Origin of the sequence: Buttiauxella sp. S19-1, from assembly GCF_022134725.1 — a bacterium.
GTDB lineage: Bacteria > Pseudomonadota > Gammaproteobacteria > Enterobacterales > Enterobacteriaceae > Buttiauxella > Buttiauxella ferragutiae.
The window spans coordinates 25,522-39,312 of sequence record NZ_JAHWLU010000038.1 but is presented as its reverse complement, the minus strand read 5'-3'; the positions used below and the strand labels follow the sequence as shown (position 1 = coordinate 39,312).

At 51.6% G+C, this 13,791-nt stretch carries 12 protein-coding genes and 1 pseudogene; 3 read left to right on the top strand and 10 right to left on the bottom strand.

Translation table 11 applies throughout. The features are described 5' to 3' along the window. Positions 1 to 68 precede the first annotated feature (68 nt). Positions 69 to 1,583 carry a glycerol kinase GlpK gene (gene glpK, locus MES37_RS10870; RefSeq protein WP_064541712.1) on the bottom strand — a complete coding sequence of 505 codons (1,515 nt, stop codon included), beginning with the start codon at positions 1,581 to 1,583 and terminating at the stop codon, positions 69 to 71. A gap of 21 nt (positions 1,584 to 1,604) precedes the next feature. Beyond that, entirely contained in the window at positions 1,605 to 2,456 is an 852-nt protein-coding gene (locus MES37_RS10865; RefSeq protein ID WP_064541709.1) for an MIP/aquaporin family protein, read from the bottom strand. A gap of 444 nt (positions 2,457 to 2,900) precedes the next feature. On the opposite strand from MES37_RS10865, the gene zapB reads away from it, so the two are divergent. Beyond that, positions 2,901 to 3,140, top strand: coding sequence for a septal ring assembly protein ZapB (gene zapB / locus MES37_RS10860; protein WP_064561531.1), 240 nt, complete (start codon positions 2,901 to 2,903; stop codon positions 3,138 to 3,140). 58 nt (positions 3,141 to 3,198) lie between these two features. On the opposite strand, the gene rraA is transcribed toward zapB, so the two are convergent. The 7 genes from rraA to priA all read right to left on the bottom strand — a co-directional run bounded on the left by rraA (position 3,199) and on the right by priA (position 11,355). Next, entirely contained in the window at positions 3,199 to 3,684 is a 486-nt protein-coding gene (rraA, locus tag MES37_RS10855; RefSeq protein ID WP_064541702.1) for a ribonuclease E activity regulator RraA, read from the bottom strand. Positions 3,685 to 3,776: 92 nt separating this feature from the next. Then, a complete protein-coding gene (gene menA, locus MES37_RS10850) occupies positions 3,777 to 4,706 on the bottom strand; it encodes a 1,4-dihydroxy-2-naphthoate polyprenyltransferase (RefSeq protein WP_064541699.1) in 930 nt (309 codons plus the stop codon). Positions 4,707 to 4,781: 75 nt separating this feature from the next. After that, complete coding sequence (hslU, locus tag MES37_RS10845) at positions 4,782 to 6,116, bottom strand: HslU--HslV peptidase ATPase subunit (RefSeq protein ID WP_064541697.1); 1,335 nt, start codon at positions 6,114 to 6,116, stop codon at positions 4,782 to 4,784. Between the two features lie 9 nt (positions 6,117 to 6,125). Then, the gene (hslV, locus tag MES37_RS10840) at positions 6,126 to 6,656 is read right to left on the bottom strand and encodes an ATP-dependent protease subunit HslV (RefSeq protein WP_064541694.1); all 531 of its coding nucleotides are present in this window, start codon (positions 6,654 to 6,656) and stop codon (positions 6,126 to 6,128) included. A 215-nt stretch (positions 6,657 to 6,871) separates the two neighbouring features. Continuing rightward, a complete protein-coding gene (gene ftsN / locus MES37_RS10835; protein WP_237931381.1) occupies positions 6,872 to 7,870 on the bottom strand; it encodes a cell division protein FtsN in 999 nt (332 codons plus the stop codon). 89 nt (positions 7,871 to 7,959) lie between these two features. Continuing rightward, a complete protein-coding gene (gene cytR / locus MES37_RS10830; RefSeq protein WP_237931363.1) occupies positions 7,960 to 8,994 on the bottom strand; it encodes a DNA-binding transcriptional regulator CytR in 1,035 nt (344 codons plus the stop codon). 165 nt (positions 8,995 to 9,159) lie between these two features. Further along, the gene (priA, locus tag MES37_RS10825; protein WP_232887148.1) at positions 9,160 to 11,355 is read right to left on the bottom strand and encodes a primosomal protein N'; all 2,196 of its coding nucleotides are present in this window, start codon (positions 11,353 to 11,355) and stop codon (positions 9,160 to 9,162) included. A 208-nt stretch (positions 11,356 to 11,563) separates the two neighbouring features. On the opposite strand from priA, the gene rpmE reads away from it, so the two are divergent. Next, the gene (gene rpmE, locus MES37_RS10820) at positions 11,564 to 11,779 is read left to right on the top strand and encodes a 50S ribosomal protein L31 (protein ID WP_034500060.1); all 216 of its coding nucleotides are present in this window, start codon (positions 11,564 to 11,566) and stop codon (positions 11,777 to 11,779) included. Positions 11,780 to 11,883: 104 nt separating this feature from the next. Continuing rightward, positions 11,884 to 13,120 (top strand): annotated as a pseudogene (locus MES37_RS10815) (IS3 family transposase). Between the two features lie 152 nt (positions 13,121 to 13,272). Here MES37_RS10815 and metJ read toward each other — a convergent pair. Beyond that, positions 13,273 to 13,590 (bottom strand): met regulon transcriptional regulator MetJ, encoded by a 318-nt coding sequence (metJ, locus tag MES37_RS10810; protein WP_034461414.1) that lies wholly within the window; start codon positions 13,588 to 13,590, stop codon positions 13,273 to 13,275. Between the last annotated feature and the right edge of the window lie 201 nt (positions 13,591 to 13,791).

Here is a 13,791-nt window from a genome sequence, read left to right as displayed (position 1 = left end):
GATCTTACCCTGACAAAATTGCCAGGGTAAGTTGTGTATAAGAGACAGCTCCCGGTGGGTGAGGGCAATTAACTTTCTTCGTGATCTTCCCAGGCCAGCGCACGCTTAACGGCTTTTTTCCAGCCAGCGTAACGGTAATTACGTTCGGTTGTTTCGATACCCGGACGGAACTCTTTTTCGATAACCGCTTTCTCGCTGACTTCGTCCAGGTTCTGCCAGAAGCCAACGGCCAGGCCTGCCAGATAAGCGGCGCCCAATGCTGTCACTTCGCGAACTTCAGGGCGTTCAACACGAGTCCCCAAAATGTCCGCCTGGAACTGCATCAGGAAGTTATTCGCCACCGCACCGCCATCAACACGCAAAGCGTGTAAGCGAATATCAGCGTCAGCCTGCATCGCTTCCAGCACATCGCGTGTTTGGTAAGCGATGGACTCAAGTGTGGCGCGGATAATGTGGTTTGCGTTCACGCCGCGAGTCAGGCCGAAGATTGCGCCTCGAGCATACGGGTCCCAGTAAGGCGCGCCCAGGCCAGTAAATGCCGGGACGACATACACGCCGTTGGTGTCTTTTACTTTGGTGGCAAAGTATTCGGAATCCGTCGCGTCGCTGATCAGTTTCATCTCGTCGCGCAGCCACTGGATAGAAGCGCCGCCCATGAATACTGCACCTTCCAGCGCATAATTCACTTCACCGCGTGGGCCGCAAGCAATCGTGGTCAGCAAACCGTGAGTGGATTTAACGGCCTGCGTGCCGGTGTTCATCAACATGAAGCAGCCGGTACCGTAGGTGTTTTTCGCCATCCCTTCTTTTACGCACAACTGACCGAAGAGTGCAGCCTGCTGGTCACCGGCGATCCCGGCGATAGGAATACGCGTACCGCCTTTACCACCAATGTTGGTCTGGCCATACACTTCTGAGGATTTACGCACTTCTGGCAGCATGGCGCGCGGAATATCCAGCGCTTCCAGCATGCGATCATCCCAGGTCAGATCATGGATGTTAAACAGCATGGTTCGTGAGGCGTTGGTGTAATCAGTAACGTGCACGCGTCCCTGAGTCATCTTCCAGATTAACCAGGTATCGACAGTACCAAACAGTAATTCACCACGGCGAGCGCGCTCACGCGAGCCTTCAACGTGATCAAGAATCCACTTTACTTTGGTACCGGAGAAGTACGGGTCAACCACCAGGCCGGTTGCCGATTTGATGTACTCTTCCAGACCGTCGCGCTTGAGTTGCTCGCAGATTTCTGCGGTACGGCGGCACTGCCAGACGATGGCGTTGTAAATCGGTTTACCGGTCTCTTTTTCCCAGACAATCGCGGTTTCACGTTGGTTGGTGATACCAATGGCGGCAATTTGGTCTGAGTTGATGTCTGCTTTCGCCAGCACTTCTACTAGTGTGGAGCTTTGAGTTGCCCAAATCTCCATCGGGTCATGTTCTACCCATCCTGCTTTTGGGTAGATTTGCTGAAATTCGCGCTGCGAAACGCTAACGACGTTGGCATCGTGATCCAGGACGACGGCGCGAGAGCTGGTGGTTCCTTGATCGAGTGCGACAATGTATTTTTTTTCGTGAGTCATAATTTTGTCCTGAAGTCAGTCTTACAAAGAAGCATTTTGTTGTTTGGCGGCGCTGGATTTTTCTTCCTCTGCCACGCAAACATCACAAGGTAAATGGCGACCAATCAGCTTACGGTAACCAAAGGCACCTAACGCCGCGCCTACAATCGGGCCAAACACCGGTACCAGGAAGTAAGGAATATCACGGCCACCGGTAAAGGCGACGTCACCCCAGCCTGCTAACCAGGCGAAAAGTTTCGGGCCAAAGTCACGCGCTGGGTTCATGGCAAAACCGGTCAATGGTCCCATTGATGCGCCGATAACCGCAATCAACAAGCCAATCAGCAGCGGGGCTAACGGGCCACGAGGGACACCGTTGCCATCGTCCGTCAGCGCCAGGATAACGCCCATCAAAATGGCGGTAATCACCATCTCTACGGCAAAGGCCTGTACCAGATTAATGTGTGGGTTTGGATAGGTTGAGAAGATCCCCGCCAAATCCAGGCTTTCTACGCTGCCGCGCACCATGTGATGCGTCTGCTCGTAATCGAGGAATAAATTGTAATACAGGCCATACACCAAAGCTGCGGCACAGAACGCACCTGCAACCTGCGACACAATAAATGGCACCACTTTGCGTTTTTCAAAACAGGCGAAAAGCCATAATGCGATGGTCACCGCAGGATTGAGATGCGCGCCGGAAACCCCTGCGGTCAGGTAGATAGCCATCGCCACCCCTAACCCCCAGATGACGCTAATTTCCCACTGCCCGAAGCTTGCGCCCGCCACTTTTAAGGCGGCTACACATCCTACACCAAAGAAAATCAACAACGCGGTACCCATAAACTCGGCGATGCACTGACCTTTCAAGGTTGATGGAGCTGTCTGACTCATAATAGGGTCCTGAAGGCAAAATTAATGTTTATTGTTTGTTCGGGCATTCCCTGCCGCGCAGGTGCCATGTAGGCGTTGTGTTAATTTATCGTTAACGAACATAAACGAGAAATATCGAACTTTAAATTTGCGTGTCTCGTCATAAAAATGAGCGATCTCGCGCCAATTTGTGCGCATTATCACCCAGAGAAGATAACTTCGACATTCATAACCGCAATTAATGCGTTAACAAATAGTGATTTTAAGACATGCCGCCATTCGGTATATGCCGAAAAACGTTATGTTACGCAAAGAGCGCTTCAACTCGCTGGACACGGCTACTCACGCTACTTACAATCGAGACACGCTGCGTGGTGCGCATATATTCATAAGGTGTCTTCGGGGAATATCCGGGACGGGGATTTAGACATCCATCAACGCCTTGCAATTCAGGAGAGGTTCGAAATGTCATTTGAAGTGTTTGAGAAACTGGAAGCAAAAGTACAGCAGGCGATTGATACCATTACCCTGCTGCAGATGGAAATCGAAGAACTGAAAGAGACGAACACCAATCTGTCTCAGCAAGTTCAGCAATCTCAGAGCAATCATGAAGAATTAGTACGCGAAAACAATTCTCTGAAAGAGCAACAGCATGTGTGGCAGGATCGTCTGCACGCCCTGCTGGGTAAAATGGAAGAAGTGTAAGACCACAGCTTCAATAAAAACGGGCGCCCCAGGGCGCCCGTTTTGTTATTCGATTTTGTTACTCAATATCGAGGGGATCTTCGGAAAGGATAATGCCGGTGTTATCCGCATACAGATGGTCGCCGGAGAAGAATGTCACGCCGCCAAAGTTAACGCGCACGTCACTTTCGCCAACGCCAACACCAGCAGAGCCAACAGGAATGGCGGCAATTGCCTGAATACCAATATCCAGTTCCTCCAGGTCATCAACCTGACGCACGGCACCGTATACCACAATGCCTTCCCACTCATTTTGAGCCGCCAGACGGGCAAGTTCTGCGTCAATCAAAGCACGGCGTACAGAGCCGCCGCCATCGATCACCAAAACACGTCCACGGCCATTTTGTTCGAGCAGATCATACAACAATCCGTTGTCCTCGAAACATTTCACCGTGATGATTTGCCCGCCAAAGGACGACCGCCCACCGAAATTGGAAAACAGCGGTTCAACGACGTTGACATCTTCCTGATAGATGTCGCAAAGCTCGGAAGTATCATATTTCATAGGATTAAGATTCTGTTGCTGCACGAGTTGTCAGTATATCGCTTAATATTAACTGTTGGCAAAATCATCAATTGTTAATTGATATTTGTCAGCTAAAACGAAACCGTGCTGAGCACAACTCCTACCGCAAACAACAAGTTAGTGAGCAATGCGGCTTTCACTGTGCGTACAAGCATCGGGCGCATGGCGACAGGTTCCATTTCATTTAACACATAAAGCGCCTGTTTAATGAGCAACGGCGCGGCCAGGACAAACAACCATCCCCACAAATTTTGCAGCCAGACAAGATTGAATACTGCGAGGCACACCAGCGCTCCAATCAACAGGCAGGCATGATAACGACGTGCCAGCACTGGGCCTAATCGCACCGCCAGCGTGTTTTTACCGTTTTCCCGGTCGCTGTCGATATCGCGTAAATTATTGATGTTCAGCACCGCTGTTGCGAGCAATCCGCACGCCGTGGCGGGTAAAAAGACCAAAGGTGCCAGAGTATGCGCCTGCAAGTACCAGGTTCCCGCGACACTCAGCCAGCCAAAAAAGACCAGCACTGAAATATCGCCAAGCCCCATGTATCCATATGGACGTGTACCTACGGTGTAGGTAATTGCGGCGATGATTGCCAGCAAACCCAGCGCCATGAAACCGAGGAAATCGGCCAGTGTGTGGCAGGCGACAGCGACCAATGCCATGCCAGACAAGCAAATTAATACCACGCTAATGATCAGCGCTTTTTTCATTTGCGCCTGGGTAATCACACCTTTCTGCATTCCGCGCAATGGCCCTATTCGGTCTTCTTTATCGCTGCCTTTTACCGCATCGCCGTAGTCATTAGCCAGATTCGAGAGGATTTGCAGTAGCCCCGCAGTCAGCAACGCCAGTAACGCAATAGCCGGATTAAACACGCCTTGCCAAAAAGCCAACGCAGAACCACAAACGATAGAGGCAAAAGCCAGCGGTAAAGTGCGGGGGCGCAAGCTTTCAAGCCAGGCCTGAGTGGTGCTTACAGAGTGCGATTCGCTCATAGTTCTCTCTGTTAGATATAAAAAATGGAGGGCATAAGCCCTCCATTTGTAATGAAGAAAATACGTTGAGCGCGATTATAGGATAAAACGGCTCAAGTCTTCATCTGCTACCAACTCATCCAGATGTTTACTAACATATTCGGCATCGATCAGAATGGATTGGCCGCTCAGATCGCTGGCATCATAAGAGATGTCTTCAACCAGGCGCTCCAGCACCGTGTGTAGACGACGCGCACCGATGTTTTCGGTGGATTCGTTCACCTGCCATGCGGCCTCAGCAATACGGCGAATACCATCTGCGGTAAAGTCGATAGTCACGCCTTCAGTGCCCATCAGCGCTTTGTATTGCACAGTGATAGACGCGTTAGGCTCGGTCAGAATGCGTTCGAAATCTTCAACCGTCAGTGCCTGCAATTCCACACGAATTGGCAGACGCCCCTGCAATTCAGGGATCAGGTCTGACGGGCTTGCCACCTGGAATGCACCAGATGCAATAAACAGAATGTGGTCAGTTTTGACCATACCGTGTTTAGTAGAAACGGTGCAGCCTTCAACCAGTGGCAGCAAGTCACGCTGAACGCCTTCACGAGAAACATCCGGGCCGGAGCTGTTGCCACCGCGCTTACAGATTTTGTCGATCTCATCGATAAACACGATGCCGTGTTGCTCAACCGCATCAATCGCGTCTTGCTTCAGCTCTTCTGGATTCACAAGCTTCGCAGCTTCTTCTTCAATCAGAAGTTTCATCGCGTCTTTGATTTTCAACTTGCGTGGCTTTTGCTTCTGGCCACCCAGGTTTTGGAACATAGACTGCAACTGGTTGGTCATTTCTTCCATGCCAGGAGGAGCCATGATCTCAACACCCATCGGTGCTGCAGCCAGATCGATTTCAATTTCTTTATCGTCTAACTGGCCTTCACGCAATTTCTTACGGAAAGACTGGCGAGCCGCAGAAGGTTCTTGTGGCGCTTCAGCCTGGCCCCAGTTGTTTTTAGCTGGTGGCAGCAGAACATCAAGGATGCGCTCTTCGGCCATTTCTTCGGCGCGGAATCGGTTCTTTTCAATGGACTGCAAACGCACCATTTTCATCGCAGAATCAGTCAGATCGCGGATGATAGAATCCACTTCTTTACCAACATAACCAACTTCGGTGAATTTGGTGGCTTCAACTTTGATGAACGGCGCGTTGGCGAGTTTCGCCAGACGACGAGCAATTTCGGTTTTACCGACACCGGTTGGGCCGATCATCAGAATGTTTTTTGGCGTAACTTCATGGCGCAGCTCTTCATCAAGCTGCATACGGCGCCAGCGGTTGCGCAGCGCAATCGCCACGGAACGCTTGGCATTGTCCTGGCCAATGATGTGTTTGTTCAGTTCGCTGACAATTTCGCGTGGGGTCATTTCAGACATGGGGATTCCTTACGCCTTAGACGCTAATTCTTCAATAGTATGGAAATGGTTGGTGTAGATGCAGATATCACCGGCGATCCCCAGCGATTTCTCTACGATGTCACGAGCACCCAGTTCGGTGTTATCAAGCAGTGCACGCGCTGCGGCCTGTGCATAAGGGCCACCTGAACCAATCGCAATCAGATCATCTTCTGGCTGGATAACATCACCATTACCGGTAATGATCAGCGAGGCATTTTCATCGGCGACAGCCAATAGCGCTTCGAGCTTGCGCAGCATACGGTCGGTACGCCAGTCTTTTGCCAGTTCAACCGCCGCTTTCACCAGGTGGCCCTGGTGCATTTCTAGCTTGCGCTCAAACAGTTCGAATAGGGTGAAGGCATCCGCCGTGCCGCCAGCAAAACCGGCAATCACTTTGTCGTTATACAAACGACGCACTTTTTTAACGTTGCCTTTCATTACGGTGTTGCCGAGCGTGGCCTGACCATCACCACCGATTACGACATGGCCGTTACGGCGCACACTTACTATTGTTGTCACGAGCAGACCCCTTATTGCATCAGCTGTACCCTTCATAATTCAAGTTGTAGGTGCGTTGGCTTCTTTCAGTCACCCGAATCACTTACTTGAGTAAGCTCATCGGGATTCCTTCTTTTGCCGCCTTCCTTCAACCCGAATTATTTAGGGTAGAAATATGATCCCCAAAATATGTTCGGGGCTGAATGCAATTATAGATGGGGGGGATTTTGGGGGTTTCAACCCCCGGAGCCAAGACGAATACAGTTAGAGTGACCCGCCATCTTCAGACGGTTGATCGTACCATCGGCATTCTCTTTACCTTTGATTGGCCCAATCACCACACGATTCCAGCCATTGTTGGTGGTAATGCGCGAATCAAAACCTTCGAAAGCCAACTGCGCACGGACGGTTTCCGCCTGCTCACTGCCTTTAAAGGAACCACACTGTACCATCCAGCGTTTTTCGTCTTTCGGCTTTTCCTGTGGTGCCGGAGCGGGTTTGACCGCTTCGATCGGTGCTGCCGGTTGAGCCGCTTTGGGTTGTGTCGTTGTTGTCGCTGCACGCTGCTGGGTATGCGGCGGGGTTTGCAACAAATCTTGATACGGCTGCTGCGTTGACGTCGTCGTTCGCGGTTGCTGCTGCACTGGACGTGGCTGCTGCGTTACCGGCTGCGGCTGCACAGCTCTTGGTTGCGGTGCAACTTGTTGAGCGGTGAACTGCTGCTGTTGTACCTGTACCTGTACCTGTTGTTGCTGTTGAATAGCTTTCTGGCGCTGGAGTGTGTGCTGGCGCTGTTCTGGCGTCTGCTCATTCCATGGCACTTCATTCAACTGAGTCGGCTGCTGGCGCATATCCGCCTGCATTTGCTCCAACAACTGGCGCTGCTCGCTGGTGAGCTGATCTTTATTCTGCACTTCGCCACCGGCAGTCGGCTCAGTAGGGCTACGCACACCGGTCTGGCGATTTTCCAGTTCTTTGATGTAACGCCAGCGTTCTTCCGGTTTAGGTGGCAGGCCGTTACCTGTGACTTTGTGTCCAGGCAGGGTTTCGCTTTCATCTTTCTTATGATGAGTAATGAAGTACAGGGCACCAATAAAGGTCACCAGAACGGCGGCCGCAATGGCGACCATTGTCGGCGAGACAGACGGTAGGCTGCGTTGCTTGCTGCGGGTGCTACTTTTCTTACGCCGCGTACCTGCCGATTGCCCGCGGCGTACATAATCTCGTTGTGCCACTATCGATTCGCTATATTTTTTACGTTTATCAGCCCGCCATGTTACTTAATGGACATCCCTTTGACCAGAATCCAGTGTCCTAAAGCGGTTCATTTTCTACTGCCAGGTGCGCTGGTGGTGCCTCGTTCAATGAGCTCACAATCCAGCAAACGCGAACCACTACTCACGGCTTGCCCGTGAAGCTGATCCAATAGCAACAGCATAGCTTCTCGCCCAATATCGAAACGGGGTTGCGCCACAGTGGTGAGAGGTGGGTCACAGAACTGTGACAGAGCGATGTCATCAAAGCCCATGATTGATAAGTCTTCTGGCACGCGCAAGCCACTGCGCTTGGCCTGAGACAATGCGCCCAGCGCCATAACGTCGCTATGACAGAACACAGCGGTTGGTGGATTTGGTAGTGCCAGTAATTTCGATAACGCCGCCGCACCGGCTTCGTAGGTGAAGTCTCCACGTGCGATGTAATGTGGATCGACCACCGTTCCCGTGCGGCGCAATGCCTGCACGTACCCTTGCAAGCGGTAGTGACAAAGCGGCATCTCTTCAGGGCCAGCAATACAGGCAATTTTTTGATGGCCAAGCTGTTGCAGATAATAAACGGCGTTGAATGCGGCCGTCAGGTTATCAATATGAACGGTTGGCAGTTCCAGTTCAGGCGCAAATTCATTCGCCATCACCATCGGCGGTAAATTGCGTTGCTCTTCGATGCTGGCATCAAAAGGAAGGCGCGAGCCGAGCAATAGCATCCCGTCAATCTGCTTGGTGATAATCAGATTGATGAACGTTTTTTCTTGCTGGTTTTGATGAGCGCAATCACCAATTAACACCAAATAGCCTTGTTCCGCCGCCGTCACTTCAATACCGCGAATGATTTCGCTAAAGAAGGGATCGCAGATATCCGGGACAATAACCAGAATGGTGCGTGATTCATTACGCTTTAAATTTCGCCCCAATGAATGGGGTAAATAACCTACGGCTATAGCCGCTTGTTCCACACGATTACGAGTGCTTTGCGATACTTTATCCGGGTTCATTAACGCCCTGGACACTGTTGCAGTTGAGACTTTCGCCTGCACTGCAACATCTTTCATGGTTGCATTGGCAACCTGATTCTTCAGCTTCAACTTCTTCTCCTCGCGTGCACTTTACAGGTGCTGACAACGTCCCTGGTGTCTGACCATGCTCACATTCTTAGCAGAAATTGAGACCCGTTGGTTACAGTTATTTCATTAAAAGTGTGATGGTTGTTGAATTTTTCGATCCGCTTCGCATATCCGTAGCGCTTTGTGCTACCCGTCTATCGGGTCAACATCCAGCATCCATTTCACTTTGCGTGATTCAGGTAACGTATTAACCAGTTTCAGCGAATGGCTAACCAGCCGTTGCAGGCGTGCGCGCGAAGGGTGTTGCAGCAGAATTTGCCAGCGGAAACGGCCCCCGCGTTTGGGCTGTAAACAAGGCACTGGCCCCATTATCCACAGTTGGTCATCCCTTAACGGGCTGGACTCCAGCAGATTTCGTAACTGCTGTAAAAACAGGGGGGCCTGGTGGTTATTTTGGTCTTCCGCACGGAACATGATGTGGCTGGTAAACGGTGGCAAGAACACCGTCTGGCGCTCTTTCAAAGCCTGGCTGGCGAAATCGTCATAACCTTTGGTGAGCAATGTTTGTAATAAGGGATGCTCTGGATGGTGCGTTTGTAGCAGGACTTCGCCTGGTTTGCCTGCTCGTCCAGCGCGCCCGGAAACCTGAATATAGAGCTGGGCAAAGCGTTCTGCTGCGCGGAAATCAGCGGAAAACAGCGCGCCATCAACATCCAGCAAAGCCACCAACGTCACGTCCGGGAAGTGATGCCCTTTCGCTAACATTTGCGTACCAATCAAAATGCGTGCGCCGCCACGATGAACTTCCGCCAGTTGCTGTTCAAGCGCCCCTTTACGGCTGGTGGTATCGCGGTCGATACGCGAAATCGGCACGCCCGGGAATTCCGGCGCAAGACTGTGCTCAAGTTGCTCCGTCCCCATGCCGACCGGAACCAGATTAGTGGAACCACAACTCGGGCATTGCTGAGGAACCGGTCTTTGGCTGTCGCAATGGTGGCAGCGCAAATGGCGCTGGCCCTGGTGGTAGGTGTAGTAGTGATCGCAACGTGGGCATTCCGCTATCCAGCCGCATTCATGGCACAGCAGGGCGGGTGCAAATCCACGACGGTTAAGGAACAGAATCACCTGGTTATCAGCCTTCAAATGCTGGCCGATTTTCTTGATAAGCGCAGGTGCCAGGCCGGATTTCAGCGGCTGTCCTTTTAAATCCACCACTTGTTGCGTTGCCGGGCGCGCATTACCGGCGCGCTTTGTCAGGCGCAACTGCCGATATTTCCCCAACTGCACGTTGTGCAACGTTTCCAGAGCGGGGGTCGCGGAGCCAAGGATAATGGGAATATCCTCCGCATGTGCGCGATACACCGCTAAATCGCGTGCGTGATAGCGCCAGCCTTCTTGCTGTTTGTAGGAGCTGTCATGTTCTTCATCAATCACGATCACGCCGAGCCGGCAAAACGGCGTAAACAGCGACGAGCGTGTGCCAATCACAATCGCGGCCTCGCCACTGCGCGCTTTTAGCCACACGGCAAGACGTTCGCTGTCGTTAAGCCCGGAGTGCAGAACTTCTACCGGTGCGTTAAAACGCTCACGGAAACGGGCAATGGTTTGTGGCGTTAAGCCAATTTCCGGCACCAGAACCAGCGCCTGCTTGCCCTGTGCCAGCACGTTTTCGAGCACGCTGAGATACACTTCCGTTTTGCCTGAACCGGTAATACCCGCCAGAAGCCAGACTGCAAAGCTTTCGGCTGAGCTGTGAATCGCACCGATTGCAGTGGCTTGCTCGGTGTTCAGGCGTAAACGTTCACCTTCGACGGAATAGCTATCGCGCCAGTCTTGCGTTGAAGGCGCGGCACTTTTCAGGTCGCATAAACCTTTGACGCGCAGCGCTTGTAGCCCTGTTTCGCTGATTTCCAGCTCGCTCACCTGATGCCGCCAGATGATATTTTGTCGAACTGCCGCCAAAGCCTGTTGCTGCTTAGGTGCACGTTTCAGGCTATTAAGATCGGTGGCTTTACCTTCTTCAGTGGCAAACCAGTACCACAACGGCGCGTGGTGTGCGGGTTTCCCCTGGCGCAGCAAAATGGGCAGCGCGTGGAAAAGCACATCGCCAAGCGGATGGTGATAATACTCAGCAGCCCACAGCAGAACGCGCCACAGTGAAACAGGAAACAACGAAGCGCCATCCAGAACTTCAGCAACAGGTTTTAGTTCATTAATCGGCAATTCGCTGTGTTCACTAACGGCGACAACAATCCCGACAGCCTGGCGTTTACCAAACGGCACCATGACGCGACAGCCTGATTCCACCTGCATTCCATCAGGAACGAAGTAGTCAAAAGTACGGGCAAGGGGAACCGGCAAAGCGACGTGGGCGACAGGCATGAATGCATCCAGGCTGATAAAAATGACGAGATAGTGTACACTGTGTGTTCCAGAAAATGCGGATCAGTTTGCATCCATTCGCGGGGTTCTGTATGATTCGCCGCCTTTGATGCGCAGTTTTTGGTATCAAAAAACCTAATTTATCAACTTCGCGTGGTGTCTGGCGTTAGGGCTGGAAGAGCGACGCGGCCTTATACAGAGGTTTTCCATGAAAAAGAATATTCACCCGAACTACGCAGAAATTACTGCAAACTGCTCATGTGGTAATTCTATCAAGATTCGCTCTACCGTGGGTCATGATCTGAACCTGGACGTCTGTGGCGAATGCCACCCGTTCTACACTGGCAAGCAGCGTGATGTTGCTACCGGTGGCCGCGTTGACCGCTTCAACAAGCGTTTCAGCGTTCCAGGCGCGAAGAAGTAATTCGCCGACGGTAAGAGAAAGGCGCCTAACGGCGCCTTTTTTGTTATTCCTGACCCGTCCTAAATAGCGTTGACACATTTAACTCGCAGGCAGAGGAAAATGTGATGAACCAATATGTTAAACGCACACAACGCGATTACCCTCTATCCTTTAAACTGGCCGTTGTCGAACAGGTCGAAAAAGGGGAAATGACTTACCGTCAGGCGCAAGACCGCTACGGTATTCAGGGTAGCCACACCGTCATGACGTGGTTGCGCAGATACGGTCAACTCGACTGGCACTCCCCCTCTCTCGCAAGAAAGTGCGGAGCTACTATGCCCAAAATACCTCTTACTCCCGAACAACGGATCAAAGAACTCGAGCAGCAACTGGCTGAATCAGAAATAAAAGCCCAGTTTTTTGAAGCTGTCGTGAAGGTAATGAATACCGAGTTCGGAACCACACTGACAAAAAAGCAGTTGGCCACCTTATCACGCAAGCACAAACGCCGGGACTCACAGTAATGCGTGCTTGCCGGTTCATGGGGATCAGCCGACAGGCGTGGTATCAATCCCTGCAACGTGAGCGCGGAAGAGAAAGACAGGCGCAGCATATCGTTGAACAGGTGACGACCATCCGGCTACACCAGCCCCGGCTGGGGACACGTAAACTGCATTATTTATTGCGACAGCAACCAGAGCCGGCACTCCATGTCGGTCGGGATCGTTTGTTCCAGATACTGCGTGGCGCACGATTACTGGTAATACCGAAACGGGCGTATCACAAAACGACTCAAAGCCATCATCGCTTTTATCGTCATCCTAACTTATTGAAGGCGGGAGAAAATCAGGTTGTTGCCAGCCGCCCGGAGCAGGTGTGGGTCGCGGATATCACGTACCTTCCCCTGCGTAAGGGAACGGCGTACCTCAGTCTGATAACAGACGTCTGGTCGAGAAAAATCGTGGGATATCATGTGCATGAAAGTCTGCATACCCATCATGTGGCTAAGGCGTTCAGAATGGCGCTGGTCAGCAGGCGTACAGCACATCCACTGGTGCATCACTCAGATCGGGGTGTGCAGTACTGTTCAACAGAATATCAGGCACTACACCAACGCCATGGGGTCATCTGCTCGATGACAGACGGGTATGACTGTTATCAGAATGCGCTGGCGGAACGGGTAAACGGGATATTAAAAATGGAATATCTGCTCGGGAAGCCAGAAGATATCGGACAGGCAAGAAAGATGGTCAGGGAGTCGGTGGAAATCTACAACACGCGGCGGCCACATCTGTCGCTAAAATACAAAACGCCCGATGAAGTTCATCGGGCGTTGTAAGGCCGAAAAGTGTCAACCTATAGCAGGACTAGTCATCCCGTCATCATTCAAGCCGTAGGGGTGTTGGCTGCACTCACTCACCCCAGTCACTTACTTCAGTAAGCTCCCGGGGATTTGCTCCCTTGCCGCCTACCTACGACTCGAATGCTATAGGGAATAAGGATAATTTCTGTAACTAGTATTCCCAGGTCTCTGGATCAATCCCCAACTCGCGCATGATCACCTTCGCTGCTTCAGGAATCTCATCACTACGTTCTTTACGCAGGTCCGCATCGTTTGGCAGCGGTTGACCAGTAAACGCATGCAGAAATGCTTCACATAGCAGCTCACTGTTGGTTGCGTGACGCAGGTTATTCACCTGGCGACGGGTACGCTCATCGGTGAGGATTTTTAACACCTTCAGAGGAATGGAAACCGTAATTTTCTTTACTTGCTCACTCTTCTTCCCGTGCTCAGCGTAAGGGCTGATATATTCGCCGCTCCATTCAGCCATGAGATACTTAATCCTCTTATCAATATAAATGTGCTTCAATCGGACAACACACGACAGAAGCGATTTTCTGGACGTAGTGTACAGCGTTTATTGATCCGCGGTCTGCGGCGCTATCACCCTAAAGCGTATAATTTTAACGGCTATTGCGCGTTTGCTCAATCTATACGCAAAGAAGTTTAGATGTCCAGATGTATTGACGTC

What these genes read in the sequence shown, in the direction of transcription:
- rpmE (WP_034500060.1), top strand. Translation starts at nt 11,564, where the DNA reads ATGAAAAAGAATATTCACCCGAACTACGCAGAAATTACTGCAAACTGC.
- metJ (WP_034461414.1), bottom strand. Translation starts at nt 13,590, where the DNA reads ATGGCTGAATGGAGCGGCGAATATATCAGCCCTTACGCTGAGCACGGG.
- MES37_RS10865 (WP_064541709.1), bottom strand. Translation starts at nt 2,456, where the DNA reads ATGAGTCAGACAGCTCCATCAACCTTGAAAGGTCAGTGCATCGCCGAG.
- glpK (WP_064541712.1), bottom strand. Translation starts at nt 1,583, where the DNA reads ATGACTCACGAAAAAAAATACATTGTCGCACTCGATCAAGGAACCACC.
- zapB (WP_064561531.1), top strand. Translation starts at nt 2,901, where the DNA reads ATGTCATTTGAAGTGTTTGAGAAACTGGAAGCAAAAGTACAGCAGGCG.
- priA (WP_232887148.1), bottom strand. Translation starts at nt 11,355, where the DNA reads ATGCCTGTCGCCCACGTCGCTTTGCCGGTTCCCCTTGCCCGTACTTTT.
- hslU (WP_064541697.1), bottom strand. Translation starts at nt 6,116, where the DNA reads ATGTCTGAAATGACCCCACGCGAAATTGTCAGCGAACTGAACAAACAC.
- rraA (WP_064541702.1), bottom strand. Translation starts at nt 3,684, where the DNA reads ATGAAATATGATACTTCCGAGCTTTGCGACATCTATCAGGAAGATGTC.
- menA (WP_064541699.1), bottom strand. Translation starts at nt 4,706, where the DNA reads ATGAGCGAATCGCACTCTGTAAGCACCACTCAGGCCTGGCTTGAAAGC.